This window comes from Microbacterium sp. M28, assembly GCF_025836995.1.
Lineage (GTDB): Bacteria > Actinomycetota > Actinomycetes > Actinomycetales > Microbacteriaceae > Microbacterium.
This window is the reverse complement of sequence record NZ_CP107546.1, coordinates 3,142,356-3,159,827: the sequence shown is the minus strand read 5'-3', so window position 1 is coordinate 3,159,827 and position 17,472 is coordinate 3,142,356. Positions and strand designations below refer to the sequence as shown.

Annotated in this window: 20 protein-coding genes; 9 read left to right on the top strand and 11 right to left on the bottom strand. The window is 69.3% G+C overall.

Annotation, left to right across the window (positions count from 1 at the left end; all coding sequences use genetic code 11):
* Positions 1-41 precede the first annotated feature (41 nt).
* Positions 42-2,465, bottom strand: a complete 2,424-nt coding sequence (locus OED01_RS15305; protein WP_264156143.1) for a CHAT domain-containing protein — start codon at positions 2,463-2,465, stop codon at positions 42-44.
* Between the two features lie 172 nt (positions 2,466-2,637).
* On the opposite strand from OED01_RS15305, the gene phnD reads away from it, so the two are divergent.
* The 5 genes from phnD to OED01_RS15280 are packed head-to-tail and all read left to right on the top strand — an operon-like array spanning position 2,638 to position 6,586.
* Positions 2,638-3,537, top strand: coding sequence for a phosphate/phosphite/phosphonate ABC transporter substrate-binding protein (phnD, locus tag OED01_RS15300; protein WP_264156142.1), 900 nt, complete (start codon positions 2,638-2,640; stop codon positions 3,535-3,537).
* Positions 3,534-4,391 (top strand): phosphonate ABC transporter ATP-binding protein, encoded by an 858-nt coding sequence (locus OED01_RS15295; protein ID WP_264156141.1) that lies wholly within the window; start codon positions 3,534-3,536, stop codon positions 4,389-4,391. Before phnD ends, OED01_RS15295 begins: the two co-directional genes overlap by 4 nt.
* A complete protein-coding gene (gene phnE / locus OED01_RS15290) occupies positions 4,375-5,214 on the top strand; it encodes a phosphonate ABC transporter, permease protein PhnE (RefSeq protein WP_264156140.1) in 840 nt (279 codons plus the stop codon). Before OED01_RS15295 ends, phnE begins: the two co-directional genes overlap by 17 nt.
* Positions 5,211-5,966, top strand: coding sequence for a tyrosine-protein phosphatase (locus OED01_RS15285; protein WP_264156139.1), 756 nt, complete (start codon positions 5,211-5,213; stop codon positions 5,964-5,966). Before phnE ends, OED01_RS15285 begins: the two co-directional genes overlap by 4 nt.
* A gap of 32 nt (positions 5,967-5,998) precedes the next feature.
* Positions 5,999-6,586 carry a TetR/AcrR family transcriptional regulator gene (locus tag OED01_RS15280; RefSeq protein ID WP_264156138.1) on the top strand — a complete coding sequence of 196 codons (588 nt, stop codon included), beginning with the start codon at positions 5,999-6,001 and terminating at the stop codon, positions 6,584-6,586.
* Between the two features lie 6 nt (positions 6,587-6,592).
* Here OED01_RS15280 and OED01_RS15275 read toward each other — a convergent pair whose 3' ends face one another.
* The 3 genes from OED01_RS15275 to OED01_RS15265 are packed head-to-tail and all read right to left on the bottom strand — an operon-like array spanning position 6,593 to position 9,263.
* A complete protein-coding gene (locus OED01_RS15275) occupies positions 6,593-8,176 on the bottom strand; it encodes a S8 family peptidase (protein ID WP_264156137.1) in 1,584 nt (527 codons plus the stop codon).
* A 50-nt stretch (positions 8,177-8,226) separates the two neighbouring features.
* Positions 8,227-8,667 carry a hypothetical protein gene (locus OED01_RS15270; RefSeq protein WP_264156136.1) on the bottom strand — a complete coding sequence of 147 codons (441 nt, stop codon included), beginning with the start codon at positions 8,665-8,667 and terminating at the stop codon, positions 8,227-8,229.
* On the bottom strand, positions 8,664-9,263 hold the full coding sequence (locus tag OED01_RS15265) for an RNA polymerase sigma factor (RefSeq protein ID WP_264156135.1): 600 nt from the start codon (positions 9,261-9,263) through the stop codon (positions 8,664-8,666). Before OED01_RS15265 ends, OED01_RS15270 begins: the two co-directional genes overlap by 4 nt.
* Positions 9,264-9,343: 80 nt before the next feature.
* On the opposite strand from OED01_RS15265, the gene OED01_RS15260 reads away from it, so the two are divergent.
* Positions 9,344-9,562, top strand: a complete 219-nt coding sequence (locus OED01_RS15260; RefSeq protein ID WP_264156134.1) for an SCO4848 family membrane protein — start codon at positions 9,344-9,346, stop codon at positions 9,560-9,562.
* A gap of 36 nt (positions 9,563-9,598) precedes the next feature.
* On the opposite strand, the gene OED01_RS15255 is transcribed toward OED01_RS15260, so the two are convergent.
* Both OED01_RS15255 and OED01_RS15250 read right to left on the bottom strand, forming a co-directional pair.
* Complete coding sequence (locus tag OED01_RS15255; protein ID WP_264156133.1) at positions 9,599-10,402, bottom strand: MerR family transcriptional regulator; 804 nt, start codon at positions 10,400-10,402, stop codon at positions 9,599-9,601.
* Between the two features lie 47 nt (positions 10,403-10,449).
* Positions 10,450-11,745 (bottom strand): MFS transporter, encoded by a 1,296-nt coding sequence (locus OED01_RS15250; RefSeq protein WP_264156132.1) that lies wholly within the window; start codon positions 11,743-11,745, stop codon positions 10,450-10,452.
* Positions 11,746-11,817: 72 nt separating this feature from the next.
* Here OED01_RS15250 and OED01_RS15245 point away from each other — a divergent pair, with 72 nt between their 5' ends.
* Entirely contained in the window at positions 11,818-12,405 is a 588-nt protein-coding gene (locus OED01_RS15245) for a winged helix-turn-helix domain-containing protein (protein ID WP_264156131.1), read from the top strand.
* Positions 12,406-12,459: 54 nt separating this feature from the next.
* Here OED01_RS15245 and OED01_RS15240 read toward each other — a convergent pair whose 3' ends face one another.
* Positions 12,460-13,800, bottom strand: a complete 1,341-nt coding sequence (locus OED01_RS15240) for an MFS transporter (protein WP_264156130.1) — start codon at positions 13,798-13,800, stop codon at positions 12,460-12,462.
* Between the two features lie 74 nt (positions 13,801-13,874).
* On the opposite strand from OED01_RS15240, the gene OED01_RS15235 reads away from it, so the two are divergent.
* Positions 13,875-14,477 carry an ArsR/SmtB family transcription factor gene (locus tag OED01_RS15235; RefSeq protein WP_264156129.1) on the top strand — a complete coding sequence of 201 codons (603 nt, stop codon included), beginning with the start codon at positions 13,875-13,877 and terminating at the stop codon, positions 14,475-14,477.
* 51 nt (positions 14,478-14,528) lie between these two features.
* On the opposite strand, the gene OED01_RS15230 is transcribed toward OED01_RS15235, so the two are convergent.
* The 4 genes from OED01_RS15230 to OED01_RS15215 form a co-directional block, all read right to left on the bottom strand.
* Entirely contained in the window at positions 14,529-15,215 is a 687-nt protein-coding gene (locus OED01_RS15230) for a hypothetical protein (RefSeq protein ID WP_264156128.1), read from the bottom strand.
* On the bottom strand, positions 15,215-16,108 hold the full coding sequence (locus tag OED01_RS15225; protein ID WP_264156127.1) for an ABC transporter ATP-binding protein: 894 nt from the start codon (positions 16,106-16,108) through the stop codon (positions 15,215-15,217). The genes OED01_RS15230 and OED01_RS15225 overlap by 1 nt, the downstream gene beginning before the upstream one ends.
* Positions 16,105-16,494 carry a GntR family transcriptional regulator gene (locus tag OED01_RS15220; RefSeq protein WP_264156126.1) on the bottom strand — a complete coding sequence of 130 codons (390 nt, stop codon included), beginning with the start codon at positions 16,492-16,494 and terminating at the stop codon, positions 16,105-16,107. Before OED01_RS15220 ends, OED01_RS15225 begins: the two co-directional genes overlap by 4 nt.
* Positions 16,495-16,623: 129 nt before the next feature.
* Entirely contained in the window at positions 16,624-17,100 is a 477-nt protein-coding gene (locus OED01_RS15215) for an SRPBCC domain-containing protein (RefSeq protein WP_264156125.1), read from the bottom strand.
* A 16-nt stretch (positions 17,101-17,116) separates the two neighbouring features.
* Between OED01_RS15215 and OED01_RS15210 the strand changes: the two genes are divergently transcribed.
* Entirely contained in the window at positions 17,117-17,470 is a 354-nt protein-coding gene (locus OED01_RS15210; RefSeq protein WP_264156124.1) for an ArsR/SmtB family transcription factor, read from the top strand.
* The last annotated feature ends 2 nt before the right edge of the window (positions 17,471-17,472 follow it).

The following is a 17,472-nucleotide window of genomic DNA, read 5'->3' as shown; positions in this document are numbered from 1 at the left end:
AAATTCTTCGCCCCGGCGATACGACGGCGAGAAGAGCAGGGTCAGAGCGCGGTGCCGTGCACCTGGAACGGCGTGCGCAGGCCGGTCGTGGACGATGCCGCCGCGAGAGCGACAGCCGGGTCCTCGCCCGCGCTCAGCCCGGTGTGCACCGCGGCGAGCAGCTCGCTCGCGACATCGTCGGCGACCACGGTCGGCGCGGCGATCACCGCTCTCGTGCCCGCGTGCAGCCAGACGCGCGTCATCCCCAGTGCCTCCTCGCCCCACCGCACCGAGGATCGGCCGAGTTCGCACGCGGAGAGCACGACCGTGTCCGGTACCCGAGGGATGAGGTCGACGTCGTAGCCGAACAGCGTTCCGTCGTGCAGCTCGAACCCGGCGAAGAGGGGGTTGTCCACGGTGTGCCGTCCGTGGGCGGCGATGTGCAGGACGTCGACGCGGTCGGCGAGGGTCGTCACGGCATCCACCCGTGCGTCCGACTCCGCCAGCACGGTCGCGTCCTGCCACGCGGATGCCGCGGCGCGTGTCTCCTCCTCCGCGCGAGGGACCCGCGGGCCCGCCGCGAAGCCCGCAGACGCCGGGCGACGACCGCCGCTTCGGTCGTCGAACCAGCGCGACACCGACGTCGCCAGCACGAACGGGAGCCCGGCCATCTGCGGCAGCATGCCCCACGGGATGCCGCCGAGGGCGCCAGGCACGGTGAGGATGAGACGCAAAGCGCCCTCCGCGACCGCGAGCGCAGGCTCGAGCAGTGCGGCGCCGAGCGACTGCATCCGCTCGTCCAGCGCGCGGGCCACGACCGCCGCCATCGGACCGGAACGCACGGCGGCGGCCACGTCGAGATCAGCGCGCAGACCCTGCGTTGCGCGCTCCACGTCCGCCCAGCGCAGCCGGACGATGCGTCCGTCGGCGGTCGTCGTGACCACGCACAGCAGCTCTGAGCCCGTGAAGACGTACGACAGTACGGCGGTCCCTGGTTCGAGGACCGCGCGGACCTCGTCGATTCCGACCCGGCGCCGGGTGTCGCCGGCTCCCGTTGCGGTCCACTGGCGCTCGCGCACGCGATCGCGCAGCGCGCGCACCTGCGGGTGCGTCGTCCACTCGCTGCCGGTCAGCTCGGCACGCAGCATCCGCAGCTCGGCCAGATCGGACGCCAGCTCCGGATCGTGCGGCGGGCGGACCGGCACGACCTGCTGGCTGAGGTGCCTGGCGCGTTCCGACCAGTCGAACAGGATGCTCGGGTCGCCGCTCTCGGCGGCGGAGCGCAGACCATGGAAGATGAGGTTCGTCCCGTGCATCGCGACGGACGCCTGCAGGTCGAGTGCGCCGAACGAGCGCTGCCAGTCCGACAGCAGATCCAGCCCGGCGGCGACGTGGCGGCGGGCTGCCGTTCCGCGCGATCTGGCGGCTCGGGCCTCCGCGGCACGCAGCTTCAGTGGTGTCGGAGCCTGCCGAGGGAGACGCGGCAGCGGTGCCTGCCCCTGACCGGTGCGCGCGGCCGCGACCGCGCCGCTCAGCCGCACTGCGGTCGCCTCGGTCGGGAAGCCCGCCGCCGTCAGCGCCGCCGCCGCATCGATGAACTCCTCCGCGCGCGGCGGTGACCCGGAGGCCACCTTCGCATCGAGCCGGACCGCGGCGCTGCGCGCAGCCCAGCTTTCGCTGCCCAGGGCACGGAAACGGCGAGCAGCCGCCCCGGCGACTTTCACTGCCCTGGTCGGATCGTGCTGGAGCAGCGAGCGGGCGAGATGGAACTCGGCCTCTGCTCTGGCCTGGCGCATCCTCGCCGCCCCGAAGACCACCGCCACGGATTCGAGAAGACGCTCGGCCTCTTCCACGAGCCCGGCGTCGCGCAGCACTTCGGCGCGGTCCAGGTCGCTCATGGCTGCGCTGACGTCGGACTCGGCGGCGATCACGGGACGCGAGCGCGCCATCAGATCGAGGGCAGTGACCAGGTCGCCGGCGAGAAGCGCGGCGTAGCCGAGGTTGTGCCGTGCCTCCGCCGCAGCCGACGCCTCACCCGCCGACTCGTAGATCTCGGTGGCGCGCTGCAGATCGATCGCGCAGGCGTCGAGGTCCCGCCGCTGCATGTGCACGAGAGAGCGATTCATCAGACAGTTCGCCAGTGCGACGCCGGTGAGACCGTCGACCGCGCGGGTCAGCATGACCTCGGCCTCATCGAGTCGACCGGCCCTGGTGCAGATCACCCCGAGCTGCCCCGCCAGCACGGCGGCCGTTTCGGGGGTGAGACCGTCTCGGGCGAGTGCTTCCCGCACGAGCGACTCGCCACCGGCCGGGTCGCCGGTCTGCGCGAGCACGTACGACAGCGTGCCGGCGACGCGGGCCTGCAGATCGGCATCGGCGTCCGGGGCGGCGGCGGCGCGGTCGAGCAGGCGGCGCGCCTGGGTGAACCGCTGCGCGTCCAGCGCCGCGCGTCCGCGCTGCCACAGATCCCACCCCGAACTCCCCATCGGTCCAGGATGCCGTGTTCCCGACGCGCCCGCGAGCGGATGACGCCCGGGGCGTCACCGATCGTTCACCCGACGTTCCGTTTCAAGTACGGCGGTCTCGTAATTGCCGGACACCTCCAGCAGTTCGAATACAGGTGTTCTCGCAATTCCCCCTCTTCCGAAAGGTTCCGCCATGCGCCGTTACACCCTCCCTGCGGTGGGCATGCTCGGTATTGCTGCACTCGCCCTGACCGGTTGCCAGTCCCCGGAGGCGGATGCCGCTTCCGCCGCAGACGCACCGATCACGATCGCCACTCTCCCCGCCTCGGACGACCCGACGCAGGAGAACCCCATCGAGGCCCTCGTCGAGCTGCTCGAGGCCGAGACCGGCCGCGAGGTCGAGGTGACCGACGTCCCCGACTACCTCAGCGTCGTCGAGGCGATCCGCAACGACCACGTCGACATCGGGATCATGAGCGGCTTCCCCTCCGCGCTCGCCGTCAACACCGGCGAGGTCGACGCACTGCTGGCCTGGAAGGGCTCCGACGACCCGGTGTCGACCTGCGTCGTGCTCGAGGACTCCCCGATCCAGAAGCTCGAGGACCTCGAGGGCAAGACCGTCGCGTTCGCCGACCAGGCCTCCAGCTCCGGCTACTTCATGCCCGTGTACATGCTGCACGAGGTGGGTCTGGAGCAGGGCGAGGACTACGAGGCGATCTTCGCCGGCGGCCATGAGGGCAGCTTCGCGGCTCTCGAGCAGGGCCAGGTGGATGCCGCGTGCACGGCGATCATGCTGACCGAGCTGGGGGCCCCGATGTTCCCGTTCGCCGAGGGGGAGTGGCGCGGTGTCGGCGAGAGCCCCGCGATGGACGTGATGGGAACGGTGCTCGCACGCCAGTCGCTCGACGACGAGACCCGCACGCAGCTGGAGGAGGCGCTGCCGAAGGTCTTCTCCGAGGAGAACGCCGAGGCGCTCTCGGCCTACAGCTCCTTCATCGGCCTCGAGGTCGAGATCGCTCCCGACCCCAGCGTCTTCTCGTCCTTCGCCGAGATCGCCTCGGTCGCCGGTGTCGAACTCGAGGACCTGGAATGAGTATCGTCACGAAGCAGGGTGCGGATGCCGCGGCATCCGCTTCTCGCCCGACGACCGTCCCCGTGAGCACCGCCGAAGTGCGTCAGGCCCTGCCGCTCGTGACCGTACGCGATCTGCAGGTCAGCTACGACACCGCAGCGGGGCCCGTGCTCGACGGCGTCGATCTCGACCTCTTCCCCGGCGAGACCGTCGCCCTGCTCGGAGCCTCCGGGTCGGGCAAGTCGACGCTCATGAAGAGCCTCACCGGGTTCGCGCCGATCTCCGGCGGATCCGTGCGGGTCGCAGGGCACGACGTCACGAACCTCGCCCGAGGCGAACTCCGAACGCTCCGCAGCGAAGTCGGCCAGGTGTTCCAGCAGTTCAACCTCATCCCTCGGCTCAGCGTGCTGACGAACGTGCTCACCGGTGGCCTGCACGAGGCCGGCGCCATCAACCTCGCCGGAGGCTTCCCCGCGGCGCAGCGGCGGCGGGCGATGGAACTGCTCGACCGGGTCGGCATCGCGCACAAGGCCACGGAACCTGCCCGCTCCCTGTCCGGCGGGCAGCAGCAGCGCGTCGCGATCGCGCGGGCGCTCATGCAGCAGCCGCGCCTGATCCTCGCCGATGAGCCGGTCGCGTCGCTCGATCCCAAGCTCGCCGGATCCGTGCTGCGCCTGCTCCGGCGGATCGCGATGGAGGACGGCATCCCGGTGCTGGTCAGCCTGCATGTGCTGCCGCTCGCGCTCGAGCACAGTGACCGCATCGTCGGACTCCGCCACGGCGAGATGCTCGTCTCCGGCGCGACCGCCGATCTCGACGCCAACAAGCTGTCGGTGCTCTACGACGAGGAGGACGACGATGACGACGACCGCTGAGCCGCGCACGCGGCGCGAAGCGCCGCAGCTGTCCGACGCCGAGCGCGACCGACTGGAGCGGGCGTTCCGCATCCCTCGGACGCGTTTCCTCATCGGCATCCCGGTGGCCATCGGCATCCTGCTGTGGTCGGCGAGCGGGGTCGGCTTCGACTTCGCCGCTCTCGCCGAGGGCACCGTCAACATGGCGGAGTTCATGTCGCGGCTGTTCCCGCCGGACTTCTCCGACATCGGCACGATCCTCGCCCTGCTCGTGGAGACCCTGCAGATGGCGATCATCGCCACGGTGCTCGGCGCCGTGCTGTCGCTGATCGTCGCGTTCGGAGCCTCCTCCAACATCGCGCCGAAGTGGCTGTACTACCCGTCGCGCTGGGTGATGAACATCATCCGCTCCGTGCCGGATCTCGTGTTCGCGCTCATGTTCGTCTCGGCCGTCGGGCTCGGACCGTTCGCCGGCATCCTGGCCATGACCCTGGGTTCGCTCGGCTCGATCGGGAAGATCTTCGCCGAGGCGATGGAGTCCGTCGACAACGGACCGATCGTGGCGATGCTGGCGGTCGGCGCCTCGAAGCGGCAGATCATCCAGTACGGCATCCTGCCCCAGGCCGCACCCCTGCTGGTGTCCTACACGCTGCTGCTGTTCGAGGGGAACGTGCGAGGCGCGACGATCCTCGGACTCGTCGGCGCCGGCGGCATCGGCCTCGAGCTCACCACGGCGATGCGGATGTACGACTACGGACACCTCAGCGCCATCATCATCTGCATCATCGTGCTCGTCACGGCGATCGACCAGGGCAGCGCCCTCATCCGAAGGAGAATCACATGACCACGATCGAACTCACCCTCAGCGCTCCGGTGAATCTGCGCGACCTCGGCGGCATCCCGATCGACGGCGGCGTGCTGCGCGAGGGCGTCGCGATCCGCACGGACGATCTCGCCTACGTCACCGCGGAGGTCGCCTCCGATCTGGTGGCCGGGGGACTGACGGCGATCATCGATCTGCGGTCCCCGCTCGAGGTCGAGGTCACCGGTCGCGGTCCTCTCGGTGCCTACCCGATCGCGTACCACCACCTGCCGTTGATCGCGGATGTGTCACGATCCCATGACGGCGAGGACTTCACCCACGAGGGCATGGGGCGGATGTACCTCCGCATGGTCGAGCACGCGGCACCCCAGCTCGTCGTCGCGCTGAACATCATCGCCTACACGCCGGGGGCCGCCGCGTTCCACTGCGCCGCAGGTCGCGACCGCACCGGCGTACTGGCCGCGATGCTGCTGCTCGCGCTCGGAGCAGGCGATGACGACATCGTCGAGGACTACTCCCGCACCGGGGAGAACATGGTCGCGATCATGACGCGCACGGCTCCCGTGATGGGACACATGTGGAAGGCGCTCGGGCACGACGTGGATGCCGTGAAGGCCTCGTCGTCGCTGCTGGAGGGGTCGATGGCAGTGTCGATGCGTGCTCTGCTCACGGCTCTGCGGGAGCGGCACGGCGACGCCCTCGCGCCGCTTCGCGCCGCGGGACTGAGCGACGATACGGTCGCGCGCCTGCGGGAGAGGGCGCTCGCGGTATGACCGCGGTTGCTCCACAGGAAGCTGGAGCCGCGGTGCGCCGCGGGCCCGGCCGCCCCAGGGACGAGGACATCGACGGGCAGATCATCGCAGCGACGCTCGCACTGATCGACGCCGAGGAGGACGTCACCGTCACCAGGATCGTCACGCGCAGCGGCGTGAGCCGTGCGGCACTGTACCGTCGCTGGCCTTCGCTGACGGCGCTCATCGCCGCGGCACTGGACGTCGGGCGCACGGTGCCGCCCGCGGTGTCGACGGACGGGGATCTCCGAGAGGCCGTCTTCACCGCGCTGCTCGGTGCACCCAGCTCTGTCACGGCGGCGGGGTACTCCGAGGTGCGGTTCCGCCAGCGCATCCGGCTCGTCATGGCGGATCGGACGCTGCAGAAGGCGTACTGGGAGTCGCACGTCTCCCGTCGTCGGGTGCCGATCGAGAACGCCTTCCGGGCAGGCATCGAGCGCGGCACCCTGCGGCCCGACCTCGACGTCGAGGCCTGCTTCGACGCCATCGCCGGCGCTGCCTACTACCAGATCGTCGTCCGCGGCGACGGGATGGATGCCCCGGGAGCGCGAGAACGCCTGCATGCCGCGTTCGAGGTGGTCTGGCGCGGCATGCAGGCGTGATGCGGGTCAGGACGGGCGCACGTCCGGCGGGAGCGTGGCGAGCACGGCATCCACAGCGCCTCTGATGCCCTTCGTCGGAACCTTCGCCGAACTCGCGAGCGACGGCGCGAGCGCCGCAGCGATCCTGCCGGCGACGTACGGAGCGGCGAACGACGTGCCGCTCCACGCCGCGAAACCGCCGCGGTAGTCGTCCGGGTCGACCGTCTGCCGATCGAAGCCCTCGAAGTCGGCACGCGTGGCCGCCTGCGCCCCTCCGGTGAACGCGGGCGTCGTGGAGACGACCGCGGCGCCGGGGGCGTAGGTGCGCACCCAGGGCCCAACGTTCGAGAACAGGGCCAGCGACCGCAGTGACGGGTTGAGTGCGCCGACGGACACGTGCGGCACACCATCGTCGGGATGCAGCCCGTTGTCCGTCCCGGGCCAGTGCCAGAGCGACGCGGGGAAGGCAGGGCGATCGACCGCGTCGTTGCCTGCGGAGCAGACCACGACCATCCCCGACTCCCTCGCCGCGCGCAGCAGGTCGTACAGGGTCATCGAGAACAGACCGTCGGTCGGCGTCTCGTGATAGTAGCCGAGAGACAGGTTGAGGACGTCGATCGGGTGTCCACCCGCCTCGCCGGCGACCCATCGTCGGTGCAGTTCGATCACGGCGGCGAGCGACGTGAGGAACGTGCTCTCGTCGACGACCCCGAGGGCCCCGGCCACGCGGACCGACACGATGTCGGCATCGGGGGCGGTCTGCCGAAGGATGCCGGCGATGAAGGTGCCGTGGCCGGCGACGGCATCGATCTCCCCGTCGAGCTGCCCGTACAGGTCGGGGTAGCGCTCGGGGTCGTCGTCTCCGATGAGTCCGATCGGCACCCCGTCGAGCGTGATTCCGCGCGTGACGATCGTGTCCGGCAGCCAGTCGTGGATGCCGCACCCCGTGTCGAGGACGGCGATCACCGCGCGGCGGCCGCCCTTCTTCGGATGCGGGCCGCGAGCCGGCTCCGGGCCGATCCACGCGATCGGCTGGCGGCCACCGCGGCCGGGCTCCAGGTAGTCGTCCGTGCCGACGGCACCCGCACCGCGGATGGGGTTCGACCGGGTGAACGGGTTGGAGCGCGTGAACGGGTTCGATCGGGTGAACGGATTCAGCCCCACCGGGTCGATCGACAGGACATGCTCCAGGCTCGCGCGGGGCATCAGGCCATTGCTCATCCTGCGGGCGCGCTGCAGCACGCGCCACGCGTCGGGGGCGATCGGCGATTCGGCGCCCTCCATCTCGCCCGGGGTCGTCAGATTCGCGCGGTGCAGTCCGGGGAGCCCCGGCAGGTTGTCGGCCCGCCGCCCGGCGCGGACCAGATCGTCGCCCTCGACACCGAGGTGCCAGCCGAAGGATCGGGCCGCGTCCATGAGAATCTTCAGGTCGCGGTCATACGCGCCGTGCTCGTCGTCCGGCCGCTCGGTGATCAGGAGGCGCGTCGGCAGGTACGCGGTGGGGTACGCCTGGATCTCGGGTATCGGGTCGATGGTCGGATCCAGCGCCGTCCCTCGCGGGATCGACCCCTCCGCCCTGTCCTGCCAGGTCCAGTTCCTCGGCTGATCCATGCGTGTCCCCTCCCGGCGGCAGGGCCGCCGCGTTCATTCCCCCGTGGAGCTCACACCTCGAACTGAGGCGTGAGCAGATCCTTGGCGTCCCCCGCCGTGACGGCCTGCACGCGGCACAGCCCCGGCGGCACATCCTCGAACGCGAAGCGGCCGTGCTCGGCCGGCTGCGCGGTCCAGGTGCGCTCGCCCTGGGACAGCCGCACCTCGGACGCGTCGGCGTCGATCCAGCCGTCGATGCGGCGCCGACCGCTCTCGGTGCGGCTGACGTGCAGGAGCACCGTGGCCGAGCCGTCGCTGAACTGCATCGTGGTGGTCTCGGCATCCCCTCGGACGGGCGACTCGATCCCCTCCATCAGGGTCAGCAGGGCGTATTCCCGTGAGAGGTCGGCGACGGCGACGGCCGCGACCATGCGGTCGACGAGATCCGTCGGCATCGGGTCGTGCAGCTCTGCCGCTGCGCGGAGCGCGGCGTACAGGTCCTGGTCGCTCATCGTGCACCTCCGGCATCCGTCAGTGCAGTGCGCAGCTTGGCGAGGCATCGTTGTCGTGTCGGGCCGATGCTCCCGATCGGCATGTCCAGGTCGGCGGCGATCCTCGCGTAGTCGGGTCGGTCGTCGAAGGCGACGACGCGCAGCAGGCGCTGGCACCGATCGGTGAGCGTGGCGAGGGCGGTCCAGAGTCGGGCGGCCTCATCGGCATCCGCGACGCGTTCCTCCGTGGATTCCTCGTGCGGAAGCATCGGCTCCAGAACCTCGTCGGCCGTCGCTGTCGCTGTGCGGTTCTGCTTGGTGACCCGCCAGGCTTCGCGGCGAGCCGTGACGGTCAGCCAGCCGGAGATCGCCTGCGGAGCGGCGACCGACTCGTGGCTGCGCACGAGTGCGAGCCACGTGGTCTGGACGACGTCCTCGGCGAGGGTTCGTTCGAGTCCGTAGGCGCGCACGACATGCCAGAGCACCGGCGTCATCAGACGCACCAGCTCATCCATGGCGCGTGCGTCTCCGGCACGCCAGTCAGCGAAGAGGGAAGCCGCGCGTTCCCAGCGCGCGGTGCCATCGCTGACGGCGCCTTCGGGGGAGGCGTCGGTCATAGCGCTCATTGTGCTCACACTTACCAGGAGCACGGCAAGAGCTTTCTGATACATGGACTCGGTACGGATACCGTGGAGAGGTGATTCCGCTCGCGATCCTCCTGTTCCTCAACGCCGCCTTCAACGTCATCGTGTGGCCGCGGTTCTACAAGCGCGTCGCGCAGGACCCTCGCGCGCGGGATGCCGAGGGGAAGGCGACGGCGTTCCTGAAGGTGCACGTCGTGCTCATCGCGATCGCGCTCGTGCTCGCTCTCGTCTCGGCGATCGCCGGTGTGGCGGCTCTGGTCGGAGTGCTGTAGCCCCGGCATGCCTGCTCGGACGCCGGGGCCGGGGCGTCAGGCGCGCGCGACGGGCTGCTGCAACTCGGTGACCCAGTCGGACTGGTCGTCGGACACGGCCCGGACGTAGAGTTCGCGGCACGGTCCGGCGGGCACGAAGCCGCGCGCGACGATCTCGGTGTGGATCTGCTGCCAGCTGAGGGCGATCCGATCCATGGAACCGAGGTGGATGCCGCAGATCGCCAACTCCGCCGCGGGCAGGTCGACGAACTCGAATCCGTCGCGCGCCGGCCCGTTGTACGCGTAGCCGGCGACGATCTCCGTTCCGTCCTCCGTCGCCGAGTACTGCGCGATCGGCGTGGTCAGCGATCCCTTCTCGTCGCCGATGATCTCGGCGACCGCGTCGAAGGCGGGGCCGACCACGCCGGCGACCTCGGGCTGGGAGGCCACGGTCGCGCGACGCGCCGCCAGCCGGACGGTGGGAAGGGGCTTCTCGATGATCTCGATGGTGGACATGTGATTCTCGCTTTCGATGAGGTGGAGCCGCCGCTCCACGTCGACGAGCCGTGCGGCCGCGAGCCGGTGCTCCTGCTCGACCTCGGCCCGGCGGATCCGCAGCAGGGCGCCGATGCGCTCGGCATCCACTCCCTGTTCGAGGATCAGGCTGATGTCGTCGAGACCGAACCCCAGCTGGCGCAGCGCCACGATGCGGTGCAGCCTCTCCAGCTGCGACGGATCGTAAGAGCGGTAGCCGCTGAACTCGTCCACGTGGGCGGGCACGAGCAGCCCGGCGGTGTCCCAGTGCCGGAGCATCCGGTGGGTCACCTGGCCGATCTGCGCGAACGCCCCGATGGACAACATGTCTCTGTTCTCCCGCCTCACACGGTGTCAGAGTCAAGCATCCCAGGTCAGAGGATCTCGAACTGCTTCGCGTGGGCGGCCCAGCCGGCCTCGGCGGGGAGGTCGCGCAGGCCTCGGTTGCTGACGGCGAGGACGACCGACACCGCGCACAGGGCGGCGGCGAAGAGGATCGTGCTCTGGCGGCCGACGAGTGTGAGACCGAAACCGGCGATGAGCGGGGCGAGCGGCATGGCGCCCATCCCGAGCACACCGGCGGCGCTGTTGGCGCGACCCAGCAGTTCGGTGGGCGTGGCGACCATGAAGTAGCCCATCATCGACGCGTTCAATGCGGGCAGCAGGAAGACGGAGGCACCGAGCACGACCGTGATCCACCAGGGGTTCTCGATGGCCGAGACGACCCCGGCGCCGACGGTCGCGGTGAGGAGCCCCGCGATCGTGAGCGTGCCCGCCTTGACGCGGGTGACCAGCGCGGGGGCGACGAATGCGCCGACGAGCATGACGGCGCCGAGCCCGGCGGACATCGATCCGATCGTGAGCTCCGAGTGACCGGACTGCTGCAGCCCGTAGACGACCGTGGTCACGGCGGCGTTGAAGCCCAGATTGATGATGGTTGTGAGCAGGAGGACGCCGCGCAGGTCGGGGCGGGAGAGCAACCAGGTGAAGCCGTCGCGGATCTCGTGCCCGGCGCTCGGCCGCTCCAGCGCCGACGCGGGCGATGGCGCGGCAGAACGGGAAGGTCCGGCGTCGACGCGGCGGGCGGCTCCGCGCAGCATCCACGCCGTGGCACCGGCGACCGCGTAGGCGACGGTCATCGCGATGCCGACGAGCCACGCCCCGACGCCCAGCAGCAGGCCGCCGAGCGGACCGCCCGCGAGACGGAGCGCGGCGTCCCGGCCCTGGTTCGCGGCCTGAGCCCGGCCCATGGTCGCGTCGGAGACGATCTCCTTCAGCGCGCTCTCGCCGGCCGGGTCGAAGAGGCCGGAGTGGACCATCAGCAGCATTTCGATGACGAGGATGGTGGCGAAGGTCAGCGCGTCCGCGAGCGCCATCATGGTAAACACGGCGGCCAGGACCGTCGCGACGACGGCACCGAGCAGCATGAGGGCGAGTCGTCCGTGTCGATCGGCGAGGACCCCGCCGTACAGCGTCGTGATCAGACGCGTGACCACGCCGACCCCGGCCACGATGCCCGCCTGGGCCGGGTCGTCCGTCACGGCCAGCGTGATGAGCGGGATCGCGAAACCCGCGAGGGATGCCGCCAGGCCCTTGCTCGTATCGCTGATCAGCCAGAGCAGATAGCGGGTGTTGCTCCAGAGCCCGACGGGTTTCGCAGTGGTGGTCATGCCTTCACCGTAGATGCACAGTTTTATTTGCGCAAGTTAAATCGCGCAAATAAGACTGGATAGACTGCGGGGATGGCTGAATCGACGGACACCGGGGGGAGCCCCGCCGAGCGCACGATGACGACGGCGATGCTCAAGGCGTTCGCGAATCCGCTGCGGCGTCGGATCATGCGCGTGTTCACCAAGCGCGAGTACGTGCGGGCCGCCGACATCGCGGAGGACCTCGGAGAGCCGGCCAACAAGATCAGCTTCCACCTGCGGGTGATGGCGGATGCCGGGCTCATCGTCGAGGCGCCCGAACAGGCGCGCGACGGCAGGGATCGGGTGTGGACGCCGATCAAGGATTCGCTGCGCGTCAGGGCGTCGACGACCGACCCCGACGACCACGCCCTCAGCGATGCGGTGATCGCCGCACTCGCCGAGGATCACCTCGAACTGGTTCATCGCCTGGTGGCGCACTCGACCTCGGCTGCTGCGCAGGATCCCGCCGATCACGGCACGCTGAGCGTCAGCAATCTGCACCTGACAGAAGCGGAGTACTCGACGCTCATGGACAAGCTCAACGCTGCGATCCTCGAGGCGGAGCGCACGCGTGACAAGGATGCCGCCGACGCGCGCGGCTGGCAGATCGACATCGTCGCCGCCGACGACACGATCTGAGCCACGGATGCCGCGGCGGCCGGATCCGGACCGCCCTTTCTGTGACCCACGGGTTCAGCGGATCTCGAACTGCTTCGCGTGCGCGGCCCAGCCGCCCTCGGCAGGCAGTGCGCGCAGTCCGCGGTTGATGACGGCCAGCAGCACGGAGACGGCGCACAGGAGAGATGCCGTGACGAGGGTGTTCTCACGGCCGATCGTGGCGAGCCCGAATCCGGCGATCAGCGGAGCGAGCGGCATGGCGCCCATGCCGAGGACGGCGGATGCGCTGTTGGCTCGACCCAGCAGCTCGGTGGGCGTCGCGACCATGAAGTAGCCCATGAGAGCGGCGTTGATGGCGGGGATGAAGAACACCGTCACGCCGAGCATCACCATCAGTGCCCACGGCTCCTGTGCCGGGATCATGCCGAACACGCCGATCGTCGCGACGGCGAGACCACCGATGATGATGATGCTCGCGCGCACACGTGAGACGAGGGCCGGCGCGATCAGGGCACCCAGCAGCATGGCGACGCCACCGGCCGTCGCCAGGAGGCCGATCGTGATCGTGGAATGCCCCGACTGCTGCAGCGCGTAGATGACGGTGGTCAGCGCCGTGCTGAACCCGAGGTTGACGATGGTCGCCACGAAGAGCACGCCCCGCAGGTCGGGGCGGGAGAACAACCATCGGAAACCGTCGGCGACCTCGCGCAGGGCGTTCGGCCTCCCGACGGCCACCGCGGCGGCTGCGAGACCGACGTCGGATGCCGCGGCATCCGCTTCTCCGACGCCCGGCGTCGCGCCCGTCTCTGGGATTCGGGACGCCTCGTCCGGCGCCGAACGCCGCAGCATCCACGCGGTCGCCATCGCCACCAGGTGCAGCACCGCCATCGCCGCGCCGATCAGCCAAGTACCCGCCGCCAGCAGCACGCCGCCCAGCGGCCCACCGGCGAGCTGCAGCATCGCATCGCGGCCCTGGTTCGCCGCCTGCGCCCTGCCCATCGCGTCGGCGGGAACGATCTCCTTCAACGCGCTCTCGCCGGCGATGTCGAACAGCCCTGTGCGTGCCGCGAGCGCGATGTCGATCAGCAGCAGCGTCGTGAACGTGAGGGCGTCGGTCAGCGCGAGCAGGGTGAAGGCGCCGGCGATCACGACGCCGGCGGCCGAGCCGATGATCATCATGACGATGCGGTCGTGCCGGTCGGCGAGGACTCCGCCGAAGACCGTCGTGAGCGTGCGGATCGTCATGCCGACCGCGCTGATGATGCCGGCCTGAGCCGGGTCGTTCGTGACGATCAGCGCGACCAGGGGGATCGCGAAGCCGAACAGCGCCGACGCGAGTCCTTTGGCGGTATCGCTGATCAACCAGGTGATGTAGCGGACGTTCCGGGCCAGGCGGTGGGAGGTGACGGTGGACATGGCTTCAGGATAGATGCGCAACAGTACGTGCGCAACAGTCATTGCGCAATGATCGGTGTGGATAGAATCCGAGGATGGCAGACGAGAGGCGTCCGGCAGGCGCGAAGCCCGTGCATCCGGAAGCGAAAGCAGCGACGACCGCGATGCTCAAGGCGTACGCGCACCCGCTCCGCCGCCGCATCGCCAGGGCTGTGGCCGGGCGAGGGCACGCCCGCGCCGCGGACATCTCCGCCGATCTGGGCGTTCCGGCCAACAGCATCAGTTTCCACCTGCGCGTCCTCGCCGCCGCCGGCCTGGTCGAGGAGGCACCGGAGCACGCCCGCGACAAGCGTGACCGGGTGTGGAAGGCGGTCGAGGGCTCATGGAATGTCGGCTCTCCCGAGCACCCGATCGCCGACGAGGTTCTCGGCGGCGTGCTCATGAACGCCCTCGCTGACGATCATCTCGAGATGCTGCGCAAGGTCATGGTCTGGGCGCCGGAGTACGTGTCCGGTCGCGACCCGGTCGTGCACGGCACGTTCTCGCAGGCGAATCTGCGCCTGAACGAGGCGGAGTTCACCGAGCTCGAGCGGCGCATCCAGGAGGCCATCAAAGAGGTCGGCGACGCGCACGACCCGGACGACCCCGAGACCCGGGTCTGGAGTCTCGATATCATCGCCGCCGACGACACGCTCTGAGGGTCGGATGCCGCGGCATCCGACCCTCAGAGCGTGTCAGCGGTTCTCCGCCTACGGAATCGTCCGGCGGAACGCGAGGAACGAGATCACCGAGAACGCTGCGACGGCGACGAGGCCCCACAGCGCCAGGCCGACGGCACCGAGTGCGAGGATCCCCTCCCAGACCTGGCCCCACAGCTCGAGGCGCGTGACGACGAACACCAGCACGAGCAGCAGGAGCACGAGCGCGAAGATGGCGATGAGCAGCACCATCTGTCCCCAGCTCTTGTAGACCGTCGCTCCCGTGAAGCCGATCACGAAGAAGAACAGCGCGAGCGTGAAGTACACGACGAACGCGCCGAGCGGTCCGGCCTCCCACAGCCACGGCAGGTAGAAGACGTACCCGTTGACGCCGTACCCGTTCGTCAGCATCTCGATCCCGCCTCCGATGAGGAACAGGATGCCCATGAGGGCGCTCGCGAGGATCGCGGTGAGCATCGTGCCGAGGAAGAATTCGCGCCGCGTGATGCTCATGGCCTGCGAGAACGGGAAGGTGAGGGTCATCGCCGACATCCCGACCGCGAAGAAGTACCACAGGGGTGCCTGCCCTCCGCCGCCGTACTTCGGCTGATCGATCGGGATCATGGCGTAGATGAGGACGGAGACGACCACGGCGCCGGCGAGGATCACCAGCGGGTACCAGATGAAGGTGCCCTTGTTGATGAGCTGCAGTCGGATGACGTTCAGTGTGCGTCGCATCAGTGGACCCCCTCGTTCGCGGCGCCGGCTTTCTGGGTGAGGCGGACGACGAGCTGCTGCAACGACACCGGAGCCAGATCCAGGCCGGATGCCGCGATGCTCGCACGATCGTCGTCGGTGAGGGCGCCGAGCACGGTCGCCGAGGCGACGCGTCCGAGCGCCTCGCGGTGCAGGACCTCCCGCCCGGCGGACCAGGCGTCGACCTTCTCTGCGTCGCCGATGACGGTGACGGCGCGGTCGCGGACGGCATCCGTGTCCTCGTCGAGCAGGATCTGCCCGTTGTCGATGACGATGACCTTCTCGATGAGGTTGGAGACCTCGTCGATCAGGTGCGAGGAGAGGATGACCGTCCGAGGGTGCTCCGCGTAGTCCTGGATCAGGCGGTCGTAGAAGATCTGCCTGGCCACGGCATCCAGCCCGAGGTACGGCTCGTCGAAGAACGTGATCTCGGCGCGGGAAGCCAGTCCGATGATCACGCCGACCGCGGACAGCTGTCCGCGGGAGAGCTTCTTGATCGTGGTCTTCATCGGAAGCTGGAACTCGGCGATCAGTTCGTCGGCGAGCGCCTGGTCCCAGTTCGCGAAGAACAGGCGCGCCGCCTGGAAGGCGTGCCGGGGATAGGCGTCGTCCGGGTATTTCTGGCTCTCGCGGACGAAGCAGATCCGGCTGAGCACGTGCGCGTTCTCGTACGGGTGCTCGCCGAAGACCTTCACGGTCCCCGAGGACTCGAAGTTCTGCGCCGTGAGGATGGACATCAGCGTGGTCTTGCCGGCGCCGTTGCGTCCGAGGAGGCCGTAGATGGCGCCGCCCTCCAGCGAGAGCGACACGTTGTCGAGTGCGCGCTTGTCCTTGTATCGCTTGGAGAGGTTCTGCACCTCGATGACAGCGGTCATGCGGGGGTGTTCCCTTCTGCGTCGGTGGATGCCGCCGCGCGTTCGCGCAGCAGTGCGGTCAGGTCCTCCTGGTCGAGTCCGAGCGTGCGGGCTTCGACAAGGAGGGGGTCGATGTAGCGATCGGCGAAGGCGGAGCGACGCTCTCCGAGGAGCCGGTCGCGAGCGCCGTCGGTGACGAACATGCCGATGCCGCGGCGCTTGTACAGCACGCCCTTGTCGGTGAGCATGGCGACTCCCTTGGCTGCGGTGGCGGGGTTGATGCGATAGAAGGCGGCCAGCTCATTGGTCGAGGGGGCCTGGGACTCCTCCGGCAGTGAGCCGTCGATGATCGAGTCCTCGATCTGCTCGGCGATCTGCAGGAAGAGCGCTTTGCCTTCTTCGATCACGACGCCTCCGGTGGTTTATTGGTTACTTACTCGACTAAGTAACCATAGAACTGGAATCGATGTCAAGAGGGCAAGGCGAAGGGCCGGCGCCATGTGGTGCCGGCCCTTCGCGGAGATCTGCGGTGCGCGTCAGCGGTAGAAGCCGTCGCGCAGGTTGATGCCGTGCTCGAGCCATGCCTTCATGGCCGCCAGCATGCCGGTCCAGCCCTCGCAGTTGCCGAACGCCGACTTGGCCCCGTCGGTCGTCGCCTGCCAGGACTGCTCGGTGATGGTCACGAGCGTGCGGGCGCCGTCGTCGATGGCCGTGAACTCGAACGTGGTGCGCGTCGTGCCGGCGCCGCCTGCCGCGTTCTCTCCGCCCCATTCGATGACGATGCGATCCGGCGCGGATGCCTCGATGACGGTGACAGGGAACCGGCCGGGAAAGTCGGCGAAATCCCAGGTGACGTCGGCATTCGATTCCAGACGTCCGCGGGCGCCGCCGGTGGTGAAGTAGTGCGAGAGCTGCGTCGGGTCGGCGACGGCTTCGTAGGTCTCGGAGATCGGTCGGGACACGCGACCCGACACGGAGAAGGACAGTTCGGTGAGCGGTTCGGTGGCTGACATGTTGTAAGATTACAACATGAAGTCGACCGAGGGAAGCGTTGCCGACGATGACCTCGTGTTCAAGGCGCTCGCCGCCCCGGTCCGCAGGCGCATGCTGGACGCATTGCGCAACGCACCGTGCAGCACGGGAGCGCTGTGCGCCCAGTTCCCCGAGCTCGACCGGACCACCGTGCTGCAGCACCTGCGCGTGCTGGAGCGAGCGGAACTCGTCACCGGTCGCAAGGTGGGTCGCGAGCGGCACCTGACGCTCGCCCCGCTGCCGATCAAGCGCATCCACGACCGCTGGATCGGCGAGTACGCGCGGGCCGCGGTCGACCTGCTTGCAGACCTGGATGCGGGTGCCGAGAGGGACGGCGATCAGGACGCCTAGGG